The organism is Leisingera sp. S232 (assembly GCF_049800895.1).
In the GTDB taxonomy this organism is placed as follows: Bacteria; Pseudomonadota; Alphaproteobacteria; order Rhodobacterales; family Rhodobacteraceae; genus Leisingera.
Genome location: NZ_JBNAFX010000011.1, coordinates 1 through 14,322 on the forward strand (window position 1 = coordinate 1; position 14,322 = coordinate 14,322).

A 14,322-nucleotide genomic window follows, 5' to 3' on the forward strand; every position below is an offset into this window, starting at 1 on the left:
ACTAAGGCAGAACTGGATGGCCGCATCGGAGAAGGTCTCCGGTCGTCCGCGTTTGCCGCATCGCTCGGCGAACCAGGTCATGTCGCGGTCAAACCAGACCAGCAGAGAGCCGCGCTTTCGAAGTGATGCGTTATAGTTGGACCAGTTCGTTGTTCGATAGCGGGAAGAGGCAGGCTTCGGCATGCCGCCGATCTAACCTACGGGATTCGCAAAGTGAATCCTCTACGGCCTTTGTGCAACAACGCCCCGTCGCGCCCTCCAGCGTGACCAGAAACGGCTCCATCATGTCGATGCCATCGGCGCCCAGCGATTTTTCCAGCGCCGCAAGCGCCTCCAGATTCAGCTCTGCCGCCTCCAGCGCCGCGCGGTCCTTCAGCACGGTGACGCAGAACGGCAGCCCGGTGGACACCTTCTGCGGCCGTCCAACGATGGCCTCCACCGGCAGGTTCACCGCCGCCGCCACCAGTTCCGGGTTGGCAAAGGGTCCGAACTCCGGCGCCACTTGCGTCATCTCGATCAGATCACCGTCCAGCCGCACCGGCACGATGCCGGCACCGGTTTCCAGAGTGATGCTGTCGCCCGCAATCAGCCCCCGGCCCCGCATCGCCGCCACCGTTGCGATGGTCGGATGGCCGGCAAAGGGGATCTCGCGGCTGGCCAGGAAATAGCGCACCTTCACATCCGCCACCTCCGACGGGCCGGTAAAGGTGCATTCCACCAATGAGGTTTCCCGGACGTAAGCGGTGCAGACATCCACCGGCAAATGCGCCGCGCCATGCACAACCGCACAGCCGTTGCCGCCAAAGGCCCGGGCCGAAAAGGCATCCACCCAGTCAAAATCATTGCGCGCCATCTGCAACTCCCGGCTTGAAAGCATCAAAAAGACGGGCCTTCGCCCGCCTTATGCAACATTGAGACCAAAACCCTAGCGTCAATCCGCTGCCTCAGCATCAGGCCGCAGACTAGGCTTAGTGCACCGCAACCGGCGTCATGTCGTTTTGCCGCGCCAGCACAAAGGCCAGGTTGCGGTCAGCCACCAGCGCCAGCTGGCCGCCTGTCGCGTCATGCACCGCATAAAGCTGCGCGCGATCACCGGCGCTCTCCTGCACCTCCTTGGGAAGATCCGCAACCGCAACCGCCTTCACATAAACGGTCCGGTCGCCAGTCTCCTTGAAATCAAACGGTGTATGCATTGCTCTTACCCCTTTCTGATACTGATCGTCTGGACCACGGTTTCGGGCCGTGCGCGGGTCAGATCCACATGCAACAGCCCGTTTTCCATCACCGCCTCGCCCACTTCAACGCCATCAGCCAGCACGAACATGCGCTGGAACTGGCGCGCCGCGATGCCGCGGTGCAGGAACACCCGCCCTTCGCTGTCATCGCGCTGGCGGCCGCGGATCACCAGCTGGCGGTCCTCGACGGTGATCGCCAGATCCTCTTCGGCGAAACCGGCCACAGCCAGGGTGATACGGTAGGAATGATCGGAAGTCTGTTCGATATTGTAGGGGGGATAGCCCTCGTTGCCCGATTTTGCCGAGCGTTCCAGAAGGCGTTCCAGCTGCTCGAACCCCAGCATATGCGGGTAGGAGCCCAAAGTTAGTTTCGACACGCTGTTCGTCCTTTATGCCAAAGCGACGGATATGCGCGGCCCCGCTTCCGGCAGCCGCCTCATTGAGAATATGGGAAGTTCTTGCAGGTTTCACAAGAGCATGCACTCTCAGGTCTAGCGGAAAAGCCGTTAACGAAGTATCTTTGACGCCACTTCATTCATCAGCCTGATTGAGTCGCCCATGAATGCACCTACAGATGTGTCAATGAAGACCGATGAGGTCCTCAAGATTGAGCTGGAAGTTTTCCGCACGCAGCACAGGGATTTGGACGATGCGATCAGCGCGCTGGAAGAGCGCGCTGTCAGCGACCAACTCACGATCCGCCGCCTGAAGAAACAAAAGCTGATCCTCAAGGACAAGATCGCTCTGATCGAAGACCGGCTGACGCCGGATATCATCGCCTGACCAAGTGCCGTCCCAACGGCGCCTGATACCGGCCAAAGCTGCCGGTTTACTGACTGCAGAAGGCAGCCTTCCCCAGTTTTCGCAGCGGCGCTCCCGCCCCCTAGCCAAGCAGCAAAGCTGCCCGGCCCAGGCGTTGGGCGTGGCAGCACGCCTTGCGGCGCGCTGTGGGCCCACCTGCTTCTTTCTGGGTGAAAATACCCCCGCCGGAGGCACCGCGCGTCAGCGCGGGTTCAAGCGTCAGCTTCTTTTGCCGCGCGCGACTTGCGGTATTGCGACGGCGTCTCGCCGTAGACCCGCTGAAACGCGCGGTAGAAATTGGACCGCGACAAGAAGCCCGATCCGGCGGCGATATCGGTGACACTCCTGTCGCTGCTTTCCAGCAGCCCGGCCGCATGCGCCAGGCGGAAGCGGTTCACATATTGCGACACATTCTGGCCTTGCGTGCGGTTGACCGCAGCGGACAGCTCCCGCGCGGGGATATGCAAACGTTTGGCCAGCCGCTGCACCGATAGATCCGGATCCAGAAACAGCTGCTCCTCCTGCAGCAGGTGCCGCAGCCTCTCCTCGGTGTCGGCAGTCACCCTGCCGGCGGGGGCTGCGGCTGCGGCTGCCCGACCCGGCGCGGAAAACACCGCAGGCAGGACGCTCAGCAGGGCCAGCAGCATGACCAGCAGTGGCACCGTCCCGGCTGAAATCAACGCTGGAACATGGCTGCCGCCGAACAGGGCGAAATCGGCGGCGATGGCCGTGTCCAGCAGCAGCACGAACACCAGCAGACCCACCGCCCGCAGCATCCACCGGTGCAGCAGGCCCGCCCGGTCCAGCCGCGCCTGCGCCAGCGCGTCCGGCCCCTTGCGCCAAAGCCGTAGCAGCGCCGCGGCATAGGCGAGGTAGCTGGCGCTGATCAGCCAGTCCAACTGCCGCATATCCGCAACCAGCAGCCAGAACAGCGCCAGCGCCGCAACAGGCGCCGCCAGATGCCGCAAAGCCCGGCGCAGAAACCCACTGGCATCCGGCAGTAAGGCCGCAAACCCCAGGTACAGAAACGGCCCGAAGTAAAGCGGCAGGATACGCTGCAGCGGGATCAGCGGGCTGAGGCCATAGCCGAATCGCAGACCGACCAGAAGAGACGACACTGCACTCAGGCCAAAAAACGCGACAAACAGCAGGTTCGCCCGGCGGCAGCCAAGCTCTGCCCGCCAGACCAGTACTGCCAGGGCGCTGCACAAGGCTGCGGTCATCACCGGCAGCGGAAAGGTGAGCATTGCACTGCTGTCCATCTGTCCTCTTTCACGGCTGTTTTGTCCTGCATCAGGTTTCAGGACAGCTATAGGGCGCCCCGGCCATTGCTGCAATCGCGCCGCCGGCGCAGGTTCCAGGACATCCAAAACAGAACCCGGAGACCATCATGAAATCCTTCCTGCACCTCCTTGCCTTCCTGTGCACTGCCGCATCGGCAACCGCCCAGGATTACATACCCGGCCTGCGGGACCTGCATATCCCGGCCGCCGCAGACAGCCGCCCGCTTGACGGTCTTCTCTGGTATCCAGCAGCAAACGCCGCAGCGCTGGAGCCAATCTATGACAGCAAGGTCTGGGAGGCGCCCCTGGCCGCACGGGAGGCCGCGCCTGCCACCGGTCCCTTCCCGCTGGTGGTGCTGTCGCATGGCATGTACGGAAACGCGCTCAATCAGGCCTGGCTGGCGGAGGCGCTGGCGCGGCAGGGCTTTGTGGTGGCAGCCATCAGCCATCCGGGCACCTCCACCTGGTCGCGCGAGCCGGATCTCAGCCGCCAGCTGTGGCAGCGCCCGCGCGATATCTCCCGTGTCATTGATCACCTGCTGGCGGCGCCACAGCTGGCCGCGCTGGCTGATCCGGCCCGCATCTATATGGCCGGGCACTCGCTTGGCGGCTTTACCGCTGCCCTGCTGGCTGGCGCGCGCTATGATGCGGACAGGTTCTCGCAAATGTGCGACACGCTGCCGGATGACCTGGTCTGTGGCATCCTGAAAGGCTGGAAAATCGCTGAAACACCTGAAGATCGCGCCCATATGCAGGCGGAACTGTCCGACCCGCGGATCAGGGCCTTTGCCCTGTTCGACCTGGGCGGCACCCAAAGCTTTTCAGAGGATAGCCTGGCACGGATCACACGTCCGATGCTGGTCTACGGCGCCCCCATTATGAATTCCGGCCTGACACTGGATATCGAATCCCGGGCGCTGGTTCAGGCGCTGTCAGCCGCCGATGTACGCTATGTCGAACCACAGACACTGTCGCATTTCGATTTTCTGGGCCAGTGCCAGCCGGACGGGCTGGCAATCCTGGCTGCAGAAGCCCCCGGTGATGAAATCATCTGCCGCGGCGGCGGCATGGAACGGGCCGCCAAACACCAGCAGATCATTACGGAAGTTGCCGCCTTCTTCCACAGCAACTGAACCACCAGCCAGGTCTCCCGCCCCCTGCGCCCGCAGCAAAGCTGCCCGGCCCAGGCGTTGGGCATGGCAGCGCGCCTGGCGGCGCGCTGCGGAGGCGTTGGGCAGCAGGCTACAGATCCTTGCAGAGCCGCAGCGCGTCATAGACGGCAGCATGGATATTGCGGCCCGCCACCGCATCACCTGCACGAGCCAGCCAGAATTGCCCTTCGGGGTTCGTTTGCGCAAAAGGGCTGCACCCGGCAATCATTGCCTGATGATCCAGCTGACCCAGATTGCGCGATGCGGGTTTCAATGCGTGATACAGATCCTCGGCCGGCACCACCCCATGCTCGCAAATCACATGGTCCACGGTCCTTTCGCTCTGAGCCCCCGTCAGCACATGACGCAGGGTGACACGCTTGCGGTGACCTGCGGCGGCCACCGACACAGGCTCCAGCAGGTTTTCGAACACCACCCCCTGCCGCGCCAGATCCCGCAGGACCACAGCAGAATTTGTCGGCCCCAGATCATGCCCCGCCATCCGGTCCGGTGTCGCCAAAGTGACAGACCCCCCTGCCCGCGCCATCACATCGGCGCAGACCAGCGCCGCGTGATCTCCGACCTCGTCCAGCAGCAGCACCTCGCCTGAAACCCGCGCCTCGCCGCCCAGCACTTCCCAGCTGGAGGTGATCAGATGCCCACCAGGAATGTCCAAACCTTCCGGCCAGCCGCCGGTGGCGACAATCACCGCATCCGGGTTTTCCCCCAGCACGTCCTCTGTCTCAGCATAGGTATTGAGACGCAGATCCACGCCCAGCCGTTCCGTTTCGGAGATCAGCCAGTCTGCCACGCCCCAGATCTGCCGCCGCGTCATGCCTTTGGCCGCCAGCGCAATCTGGCCGCCAAGATGCCCGCTGGCCTCAAACAGCACCACGTCATGACCGCGCTCTGCCGCCACACGTGCCGCCTCCAACCCCGCAGGGCCGCCGCCGATCACCACCACCTTGCGCCGCACCTCTGCAGGCGCAATGACATGCGGCATCACCCTTTCGCGCCCCGTCGCCGCGTTATGACCGCAGACCGCCGGTTTCCCCTGATTGACCCGGTCGACGCAATAGCCCAGCGCCACGCAAGGACGGATGCGTTCCTCCGCGCCCTGCTGCAGCTTCTGCACCAGATAGGGATCGGCCATATGGGCGCGGGTCATGCCGATCATGTCGGCCTGCCCCTCGCGGATGGCGTGACGCGCGGTGGCAATATCGGCCACCCCGCCCGCATGGAACACCGGCAGATCCACCGCCGCGCGGATCGCGCCCGCCACATTCAGATCCGGCGCCGCGGGCATGCCCATCGGCGCCACCCAGCCGGCCAGGCCCAGATCGTCATAAGGCGCGCCTGCCAGCACGTTCAGGAAATCCACCGCACCGGTCGCGGCAATCTTCTGTGCCGCCTCGATGCATTCGGCAGCACTGAGCCCGCCCGCCGCCAGCTCATCCCCCGTGATCCGCATGCCGAGGATCAGATCCGGCCCTACCGCCGCGCGCACGGCCTCCAAGACCTGCAGCGTCAGCCGCAACCGGTTATCCAGCGAGCCACCATAGTCATCCTCGCGCGTGTTCACCAAAGGCGACAGAAACTGCCCCAGAAGATGCGAATGCGACAGCAGTTCGATCCCATCAAACCCGCCCTGCTGACAGCGCTCCGCTGCAGCGGCGAAATCCCTGATAACGCGGGCGATATCCTCCGGCTCCATGACCTTGGGAAACGCGCGATGCGCCCGCTCGCGCCGCCCGGACGGCCCCAGAACCGGCAGCCAGTGCCCGTCGTCCCAGGCGGTACGTCGGCCCATATGGGTGATCTGGCACATCACTGCCGCGCCATGGCTTTGCACCCCTTCCGTCAGTTTCTGAAACCACGGGATGATACTGTCATCCCCCGCATACAGCTGCCCGAAGACCGAAGGGCTGTCCGGCGCAATATTGGTCGAGCCGCCAATCACCGTCAGCGCAACACCGCCGCGCGCCTTCTCCTCGTGATACAGCCGGTAGCGGTCGCGCGGATGGCCGCCTTCCTGGAACGAAGGCGCATGCGCCGTGCTCATGATCCGGTTGCGCAGGGTCAGATGGCGCAGCTGCAGGGGCTGGAGAAGCGGGTCGCTGTCGTGGCTCATGGCGCAGGTTCCGTCAGTGGCTTTGCTCAAGGATAAGCCTCTGTGCGCGCCCTGTCAGCTTGCAGAAAACCGGCATCCGCCCGCCCCAGTTGCGACACCCTGTTCGGGGCCTGCGGTTTCTCCTTCTGACCGGATGGTCAAAGCCGGATTTTCCGGTTAGGAGCACTGCAATTTTGCCCGAAGCACTCGCATCAGCCTGCCTCGGGCAGACTTCAAAGACCCTGGAAAAGAACGAAAATGACCTCCGCAAGCGATCCCTCCCCCGCGCCCGCACCCGCCGCCGGCAGCGAATACATATTCTCCCCGAAACAGGCGCTGATCGGCGCCCAGATGCTGTTTGTCGCCTTCGGCGCGCTGGTGCTGGTGCCGCTGCTCACCGGGCTGGACCCCAGCGTTGCGCTGTTCACCGCAGGGCTTGGCACGCTGATCTTTCAGATCGTGACCCGCGGCCAGGTGCCGGTGTTCCTGGCCTCTTCCTTTGCCTTCATCGCGCCGATCATCTACGGCGTGCAGACCTGGGGCATGGCGGCGACGACCGGCGGGTTGGCGGCAGCGGGCCTCCTGTATGTCGCGCTCAGCTTCGCCATCCGCGCCTTTGGCGCAGGCTTTCTGCACCGGCTGCTGCCCCCCGTTGTGGTCGGCCCCGTGATCATGGTCATCGGCCTGTCATTGGCGCCAGTTGCGGTCAACATGGCCACCGGCCTGGCAGGCGACACCCAGGTGATGCCGCGCAACACTGCCCTGCTGCTCGCCGCCGTTTCGCTCGGCACCACCATGCTGACGGCAATCCTGGGCCGCGGCATCATGCGGGTGGTCCCGATCCTCGCAGGCGTCGCAGCGGGATATATCGCTGCGCTGGTGCTGGGTGCCATCACCGGCGAGGCGCTGGTCAACACCGCGCCCCTGGCCGACGCACCCTGGTTCAAGGTCCCCGGCTTTGTCGCGCCTGAATTCAATCTCGCCGCCATCCTGTTCATCCTGCCGGTTGCCATTGCGCCTGCGATTGAGCACTTCGGCGACATCATGGCGATCTCCAATGTGACCAAGCGCAACTATATGGAAAAGCCCGGCATCCAGAACACCATGCTGGGCGACGGTCTTGCCACCGCCGCCGCGGGCCTCTTGGGCGGGCCGCCCAACACCACCTATTCCGAGGTCACAGGCGCCGTCACTCTGACCCGCGCCTTCAACCCGGCGATCATGACCTGGGCGGCAATCTTTGCCATTGCGCTCTCCTTTGCGGGCAAGCTCTCCGGTGCGCTGTCGACCATCCCGATGCCGGTGATGGGCGGCATCATGATCCTGCTCTTTGGCATGGTCACCGTGGTCGGCCTGTCGGTGCTCGCGAAACTGGGCGAAAGCCTCTCTGAAGCGCGCAACATGGTGATCATTTCCACTGTGCTGATCATCGGTCTCGGCGGCCTGACCCTGCAATTCGGCGAAGGCCTCACTCTCGCAGGTATCGGCCTCTCCGGCGTTGCGGGCTTGCTGCTCAATCTGATCCTGCCGCAGCAGCGGGACTGATCCCGCAAAGGTGCAGGGCCGCGCAAGCGGCTCTGCTCAGCGCTCCTCCGGCTTCAGATGCCGGATCCGCGCCACATGCGCGGCGATGTCCGCGCGGCTGAATTTCGAATGCACCTGTGTCCCTGACGCTGGATGGTTTTCCAGCCCCAGTTCCAACTCCGGCCGCCACGCCTGCTTGGGCCGGACAGGGCGCGGCGCAAAGCCGCCGCCGCAGGTCGGGCAGACATTCTGCAGCAGCTGCTCCACGCACGCCGCGCAATAGGTGCACTCGTATGTGCAGATCCGCGCATCCGCCGCATCCGGCGGCAGGTCCTTGTCACATAGTTCGCAATTAGGGCGCAGTTCCAGCATCTTGCTCTCCTTATCCGGCGGCCACCCTGCCCCGCTTGCCAATGTCCCGCAAGCCCCGCCATGGTCACCCGCGCCGCGCACCAGCGCGGCGCCACGCCCAACCGCGGGGCGGGGCGGGCCTGGCCGCATCCCGCACGGGCGGGAGCCCGCCCCTGCCCCAAGGCCTGTGGCACAGTGCCAAACCCTGCAAAACAGGGAAAATCCCGTGGTTTTCCAGCCCGGCCCGCATTGCGAAAACCGCAACGTTCCCTATAGTGCGCGCTCCACAAGCCGCGACAGGAGCCACCATCCATGGGTGACATCAAAGTGGGCATCATCATGGGCAGCCAATCCGATTGGCCCACCATGAAGGAAGCCGCCAATATTCTGGACGAACTGGGCGTTGAATACGAGGCCAAGATCGTCTCTGCCCACCGCACCCCGGACCGGCTGTGGAGCTACGGCAAATCCGCCGCCGGCCGCGGCTTGCAGGTCATCATTGCAGGCGCCGGCGGGGCGGCCCACCTGCCTGGCATGGTCGCCTCCAAGACCCGCGTACCCGTCGTGGGCGTGCCGGTCCAGACAAAGGCATTGTCCGGCGTCGACTCGCTTTATTCCATCGTGCAGATGCCCAAGGGTTTCCCGGTTGCCACCATGGCCATTGGCTCTGCTGGTGCAGCCAACGCAGGCCTGATGGCCGCAGGCATCCTGGCACTGCAGGACGCGGATCTGGCCCAGCGTCTCGACGACTGGCGCGAAGCACTCTCTGCCTCCATCCCCGAGGAACCCTCTGATGACTGATCCCCTCGCACCCGGCGCCACCATCGGCATCCTCGGCGGCGGCCAGCTGGGCCGCATGCTCTCAGTTGCAGCCTCCCGCCTCGGCTTCAAAACCCATATCTTTGAACCGGGCACCAACCCGCCCGCAGGCCATGTCGCAGACCGCGTGACCACCGCAGGCTACGAGGACGCCGAGGCACTGACCGCCTTCGCGGCGTCTGTCGATGTGATCACCTATGAGTTCGAGAACATCCCGACCTCCGCCCTCGACCTGCTGGAGTCGCAAAAACCGATCCGCCCGGGCCGCGAAGCCCTGCGGATCAGCCAGGACCGGCTGACCGAGAAGACATTCCTGCAGGATCTCGGTCTGCAAACCGCAGCTTTTGCCGACATCACCGACCAGGCCAGCCTCGATACAGCGCTGACAGAGATCGGCGCGCCCTCGATCCTGAAGACCCGCCGTTTCGGCTATGACGGCAAGGGCCAGGCCCGCATCAAGGCAGCAGAAAACGCAAGCGAAGCGCTCGCCGCCATGGCCGGTGCGCCCTCGATCCTCGAAGGATTTGTGAACTTCAGTCACGAAGTCTCGGTCATCGCCGCTCGTGGCACTACTGGCGAGATCGCCTGTTTCGACCCGGGCGAAAACGTCCACCGCGATGGCATCCTGCATACCACCACCGTGCCCGCAAGGCTGAGCACCGGACAGCGCATGGACGCAGTGCTGATGGCCGGCAAGATCCTGAACGCGCTCGACTATGTCGGTGTTCTGGGTGTCGAACTCTTCGTCACGCCTAAGGGTCTGATCGTCAACGAGATCGCGCCGCGCGTCCATAACTCCGGCCACTGGACCCAGAACGGCTGCACCGTGGATCAGTTCGAACAGCATATCCGCGCTGTGGCAGGCTGGCCGCTCGGCGACGGCCAGCGCCATTCGGATGTGGTGATGGAAAACCTGATCGGCGCTGACGTGGACCGCATTCCGGCGTTGGCCAAAGAGGCCGATTGCGCCATCCACCTGTACGGCAAGGCAGAGGCCAAGCCGGGCCGCAAGATGGGCCATGTGAACCGTGTAGTGAAGGCGGAAGGCTAACCGCACCCAAATCTGGGGGCACCAGCGCCCCCAGATTCACCGAAGTATTGAAGACCAGAAAGAAGCAGGCGGAGGCAGCTACCTTCTGGAACACCCCGCAATCCCTACGGCGGACAGACTAGCCTCAGGTCAGTCAAGCTCGGTGCTCTTCCCTTGTGATTTCCGCCACTCACGCCACAGGTAATACACAACTGCCCAGGCTAACGCGCAGCAAAAAGTTGCAAGGAACGCCATATTGTGAATGGATTCAAACCAATAGCGCAGTGCAGTTGTCTCAGCCCATTCAGCAGGTTCTCGGCCTAGGCGAAGCAAGAGAAGATAGCGCCCCTCATCAGTTTTGGTGTCCAGCACGTAGCCGTCCAAGAAAATCGCAGCCCATAAACCTGCTGCAAGAATTGCCCACAAAGCATAAGCGACAATATCGCGTATTTTTCTAAGCGCACAACGCATATCTAGCCCTACTAACCGAGGCGGAGCGCAGCTACCCCACAAGCCGCGCGGCGATATCGCCCGACATATAGCTGATGCGCCCGCCGGCAATTGTTGCCGCAACCCGCTGGGTCTGCTTGTCCAGCACCACGATATCGGCGCGTTTGCCAGCTTCCAGCGTGCCGCGATCCGTCAGACCCAACAGCTGTGCAGGCCCGTCGGAGACCATCCGCCAGGCGCCCGCCCAGTCCAACAGGCCCGAGCGTTCCAGCATCAGCGCCGCGCGCCGCGGGCTGGGATAGTGGTAATCCGAGGCCAGTGCGTCGCACAGCCCCATGGCGATCAGCTCCACGGCTGAAGCATTTCCCTTGTGCGAGCCGCCCCGCACCACGTTGGGCGAACCCAAGATCACCGGATCACCAGCGCCCCGTGCTGCCTCCGCCGCCTCCAGCGTCTCTGGAAACTCGGAAATCCGTGCACCGCGTTCGCGCCAGACTGTGCGGTCTTCAGCCGTCTTGTCGTCATGGCTGCCCAGCCGCACCTCCAATGCCGCCAGTTCGCGGCACAGCGCATCCAAGAAGCCCGGCACTTCATCCCGGCGTGCGTGCATGTCTTTCAGCATCTGCCAGTGGACGTCCGGGTTGCGCCCCGCCTTCAGCGCCTGGCCGGTCAGCCGCGGCGGCTTCTTTCCCTGCGCCAACCGCTCATGCGGCAGGTGGTCATTGAACACCACATAGGGCACCTGCCATTCCGCCACCCTGACCGCCAGCCCGGCGTAATCCTCCAACATATGGATCTCAAACCGCAGCTGCGGCAGCAGATCTGTCACCAGCGACCCGCGAACCGCCTTGATGCCCTCAAACACCTGCGCTGCAAACTCCGGGCCCCGCAGCCCCCCTTCCCAGGAATAGAACTGCGCCAGGACGGCTGTTGTGATCCCGTTGGCTGCCAGTTCTGCCTCGGCGGCAACAACACCTTCTGCCATCTGTTTCATCGCCCCGCGACGCGGCGCCAGATGGCGCTCAAACCCGTCGCCATGCACATCCACAATACCCGGCAATACAAGATAGCCAGAAAGATCCACAACCCGACCCGCAGATGTCTCTGCCACCAGCCCGTCCGCAATGGCGAGTTCACCGCCCATCTCCAGCCCGCCCGGGCGCAGCACATCACCGCCCTGCAGGGTCAATTCCAGCGTCATTTCTTTGCCTCTTCACAGCCGCCATTCAGTTGGCAGGCCTCGCTGATAATCTCTTCCACCGCCGCCAGCCAGCCCAGGCCGGGCTGAAACCGCCCCTCTTCCAGAAAATGCAGCGCCTGCGCCATAACTTGCGGGTTGTTCATCATGAACGTATGGGTGACCGGCAGTGTCAGATGCGCGGTCATGCCCGCCACTCTGGTACTTTCAACAGAGACCTTGCCGTCATCCGCGCCGGGGATCAGGCTCGAGAACACAGGGTTCAATGTTTCGCTGCCCGCAATCACGCCCAGCTCGAAATCCACCGGCGGCAGGCTTTTGGGCAGGCTGTCCGCCCCGGTTCCCAGCTGCAGCCCGGCCGGTCCGTTCAGGTAGCCAAAGACCTCCCAGTCCCCCAGCTCATCCACCAGCTCGCTACCCTGGTTTGGCGGCCCCATCATCACCACCCGGCCCAGAGTGTCCGGTCGGTTGTCCTGCAGCCAGCGGCGCAGCAGAATGCCGCCCATCGAATGGGTCACCACATGGGCTGTCGCTCCACCGCAGGCGGCAAAGGCCTCCGGCAGGGTTTGCTCTGCCAGCACTTCAACCGGCTGTTCGGTCGAAGGGTATCCGGGCCGCACCACGTCAAACCCGCGCGACTGCAGCACCTCCTCCATCACTGCAAAAGACCTCTCGGACCGCGCCAGCCCGTGCAGCAGGATCACACAATCAGCGGCCGCCGGCAGCGGCAACAGCACCGCAGCAGCGGCAAAGAAGGATTTCAGAACATCACACATGAGGCCCAGATAAGCGCAAGCGGCGGCGCAGGAAAGACCCAGTCGCTATTTGACGGCCAGCGCCTTTCGCGCCGGTGCCTGCAGCACCACCAACGCGATGCCGCCCAGAACCGCAGCACTGCCAAAGATCAGCCGCAGCCCGATTGCCTCGCCCAGCAGGACCGCCCCGGCCAGGATTGCAATGACCGGCACGCTCAGCTGCACCGTGGCGGCCACCGCTGGCAGGATCTGCGGCAGCAGCCGGTACCACAGCGCATAGCCGATGCCGGAGGTCACCGCGCCTGAGAGAACCGCCAATACCGCACCACAGAGGCTCATTGTGCTGCTGCCCAGCCACAGGGCAATCGGCAGAAACATCGCCGTGGACCACAGGAAATTCACCGCCGTCGCCGCCAGCGGCTGCGCCGCCCCGCGCCCCAGGATGCTGTAGATCCCCCAGCCCAGGCCTGCCGCAGCCATCAGCAGTGACGCGCCCAATGGCACTGCGCCGGAACCATCAGGCCAAACCACATAGGCCAGCCCCAGAAAGGCCATCACCGCACCGGCCACCTGCCCGCTGCTGACCGCAGTGCCCCGCAGAACGCCCCAGACAAACATCGACATCTGCACCACACCAAACAGCACCAGCGCCCCTAGCCCTGCATCAAGCTGCTGATAGGCCAGCGAAAACCCGGCGATATAAAGCGTCAGCGCCGCACCGCCCTTCAGGCTCGCCCGCAAATCCTGGCGGGCCGCCACCCCCTGCATCCGGCACAACACCATCAATACGGCAGCGCCAGACGCCAGCCGCAGCAGGCCAAAACTGCCCGCATCCATATGCTCGGACCCAATGGCCATCCGGCTGAGGATCGAGTTCGCAGCAAAGGCGATCATGGTGAGGCAGACGAGACAAAACAGGCGCATGGCGCACCGGTAGCCTGCAATCTCCGGGCGGGCCAGTGATATTTTCGTGTTACTGGCCTGCGAACGCCCGTGGATAGATCAGCTCACCCTCCGGCACGTCGTCGCCATGGCGCAGGATCAGCGTGTATTCCAGCGGAAAAGGACTTTTGAGCCGGCGTGCCCGCTGCTGACTGAAACCATGGCGCCCATAAAAAGAGGGGTTGCCCAGAACGACAATCGCTTCAGGCAAACGCTCCCGAACCTTTTCGGAACGCAATTCGTACCAGCTTTCAAGCTCCTGCAGCATCCGGGTCCCAAACCGCCACGGGCGGCGATACAATTCATCCTTAGGCCCGCCAACTTCCATATTCGGATTGTTCTCGGCCAGTTTCCCACCCTGCCACTCGGGCCGCACCGCCATCGGTGCCAGACAGGCCCAGCCGTTGGGGGCCTGCATCCGGCTCAGAGCGAAGTATCCCCCGATCCTGCCATCCCAGGGCTTGCGGCACTCAAACCACATGTCCCCATCTGCCCGCAGCTGCCGCACAAGCCGAGCCTCAGCATCCGTAGGGAACGCCGCCTTCAACAGCGCATCCACGTCTTCATAATGCTCTTCTTTTACGCTGCTTGAAAAATCCGGCCCAACAACCATGCCCTGGCTCCCGCTTCTTTCTGGTTCAAAATACCCGCGCCGCAGGCAGGCCCGCAAGGC

At 63.8% G+C, this 14,322-nt stretch carries 17 protein-coding genes; 5 read left to right on the forward strand and 12 right to left on the reverse strand.

Annotated elements, in window-relative coordinates:
* The 4 genes from ACP151_RS09125 to ACP151_RS09140 all read right to left on the reverse strand — a co-directional run.
* Nucleotides 1–183 (reverse strand): transposase (locus ACP151_RS09125; RefSeq protein WP_424976771.1); only part of this gene is annotated, 183 nt, incomplete at its 3' end.
* Nucleotides 131–853, reverse strand: coding sequence for a PhzF family phenazine biosynthesis protein (locus ACP151_RS09130; protein ID WP_424978578.1), 723 nt, complete (start codon nt 851–853; stop codon nt 131–133). The genes ACP151_RS09125 and ACP151_RS09130, both read right to left, overlap by 53 nt.
* A 115-nt stretch (nt 854–968) precedes the next feature.
* Nucleotides 969–1,193, reverse strand: coding sequence for a DUF1150 family protein (locus ACP151_RS09135; protein ID WP_424978579.1), 225 nt, complete (start codon nt 1,191–1,193; stop codon nt 969–971).
* Between the two features lie 5 nt (nt 1,194–1,198).
* On the reverse strand, nt 1,199–1,612 hold the full coding sequence (locus ACP151_RS09140) for an Hsp20 family protein (RefSeq protein WP_019298576.1): 414 nt from the start codon (nt 1,610–1,612) through the stop codon (nt 1,199–1,201).
* Between the two features lie 181 nt (nt 1,613–1,793).
* Here ACP151_RS09140 and ACP151_RS09145 point away from each other — a divergent pair, with 181 nt between their 5' ends.
* Nucleotides 1,794–2,018, forward strand: a complete 225-nt coding sequence (locus ACP151_RS09145) for a YdcH family protein (protein WP_424978580.1) — start codon at nt 1,794–1,796, stop codon at nt 2,016–2,018.
* 230 nt (nt 2,019–2,248) lie between these two features.
* Here ACP151_RS09145 and ACP151_RS09150 read toward each other — a convergent pair whose 3' ends face one another.
* Nucleotides 2,249–3,298, reverse strand: a complete 1,050-nt coding sequence (locus tag ACP151_RS09150; RefSeq protein ID WP_424978582.1) for a helix-turn-helix transcriptional regulator — start codon at nt 3,296–3,298, stop codon at nt 2,249–2,251.
* Nucleotides 3,299–3,426: 128 nt separating this feature from the next.
* Between ACP151_RS09150 and ACP151_RS09155 the strand changes: the two genes are divergently transcribed.
* Nucleotides 3,427–4,452 (forward strand): alpha/beta hydrolase family protein, encoded by a 1,026-nt coding sequence (locus ACP151_RS09155; RefSeq protein WP_424978583.1) that lies wholly within the window; start codon nt 3,427–3,429, stop codon nt 4,450–4,452.
* A 109-nt stretch (nt 4,453–4,561) separates the two neighbouring features.
* Here the strand turns inward: ACP151_RS09155 and ACP151_RS09160 are convergent, their stop codons facing one another.
* Complete coding sequence (locus ACP151_RS09160) at nt 4,562–6,631, reverse strand: FAD-dependent oxidoreductase (RefSeq protein WP_424978584.1); 2,070 nt, start codon at nt 6,629–6,631, stop codon at nt 4,562–4,564.
* A 207-nt stretch (nt 6,632–6,838) separates the two neighbouring features.
* Between ACP151_RS09160 and ACP151_RS09165 the strand changes: the two genes are divergently transcribed.
* Nucleotides 6,839–8,125 carry a uracil-xanthine permease family protein gene (locus ACP151_RS09165; protein WP_424978585.1) on the forward strand — a complete coding sequence of 429 codons (1,287 nt, stop codon included), beginning with the start codon at nt 6,839–6,841 and terminating at the stop codon, nt 8,123–8,125.
* Nucleotides 8,126–8,161: 36 nt separating this feature from the next.
* On the opposite strand, the gene ACP151_RS09170 is transcribed toward ACP151_RS09165, so the two are convergent.
* Nucleotides 8,162–8,476 (reverse strand): DUF1272 domain-containing protein, encoded by a 315-nt coding sequence (locus ACP151_RS09170; protein WP_424978586.1) that lies wholly within the window; start codon nt 8,474–8,476, stop codon nt 8,162–8,164.
* Between the two features lie 291 nt (nt 8,477–8,767).
* Here ACP151_RS09170 and purE point away from each other — a divergent pair, with 291 nt between their 5' ends.
* Together purE and ACP151_RS09180 are read left to right on the forward strand one after the other, a co-directional pair.
* Nucleotides 8,768–9,256, forward strand: a complete 489-nt coding sequence (gene purE / locus ACP151_RS09175) for a 5-(carboxyamino)imidazole ribonucleotide mutase (RefSeq protein WP_424978587.1) — start codon at nt 8,768–8,770, stop codon at nt 9,254–9,256.
* The gene (locus ACP151_RS09180; RefSeq protein ID WP_424978588.1) at nt 9,249–10,325 is read left to right on the forward strand and encodes a 5-(carboxyamino)imidazole ribonucleotide synthase; all 1,077 of its coding nucleotides are present in this window, start codon (nt 9,249–9,251) and stop codon (nt 10,323–10,325) included. The genes purE and ACP151_RS09180 overlap by 8 nt, the downstream gene beginning before the upstream one ends.
* A gap of 129 nt (nt 10,326–10,454) precedes the next feature.
* Here the strand turns inward: ACP151_RS09180 and ACP151_RS09185 are convergent, their stop codons facing one another.
* The 5 genes from ACP151_RS09185 to ACP151_RS09205 form a co-directional block, all read right to left on the reverse strand.
* On the reverse strand, nt 10,455–10,688 hold the full coding sequence (locus ACP151_RS09185) for a hypothetical protein (RefSeq protein ID WP_424978589.1): 234 nt from the start codon (nt 10,686–10,688) through the stop codon (nt 10,455–10,457).
* A gap of 118 nt (nt 10,689–10,806) precedes the next feature.
* Complete coding sequence (locus ACP151_RS09190) at nt 10,807–11,955, reverse strand: alpha-D-ribose 1-methylphosphonate 5-triphosphate diphosphatase (protein ID WP_424978590.1); 1,149 nt, start codon at nt 11,953–11,955, stop codon at nt 10,807–10,809.
* Nucleotides 11,952–12,728: an esterase/lipase family protein gene (locus ACP151_RS09195; RefSeq protein WP_424978591.1), complete on the reverse strand. Its 777-nt coding sequence runs from the start codon at nt 12,726–12,728 to the stop codon at nt 11,952–11,954. Before ACP151_RS09195 ends, ACP151_RS09190 begins: the two co-directional genes overlap by 4 nt.
* Before the next feature lie 45 nt (nt 12,729–12,773).
* Nucleotides 12,774–13,631: a DMT family transporter gene (locus tag ACP151_RS09200; protein ID WP_424978592.1), complete on the reverse strand. Its 858-nt coding sequence runs from the start codon at nt 13,629–13,631 to the stop codon at nt 12,774–12,776.
* 49 nt (nt 13,632–13,680) lie between these two features.
* Nucleotides 13,681–14,262, reverse strand: a complete 582-nt coding sequence (locus ACP151_RS09205) for a GNAT family N-acetyltransferase (protein ID WP_424978593.1) — start codon at nt 14,260–14,262, stop codon at nt 13,681–13,683.
* Nucleotides 14,263–14,322 lie beyond the last annotated feature (60 nt).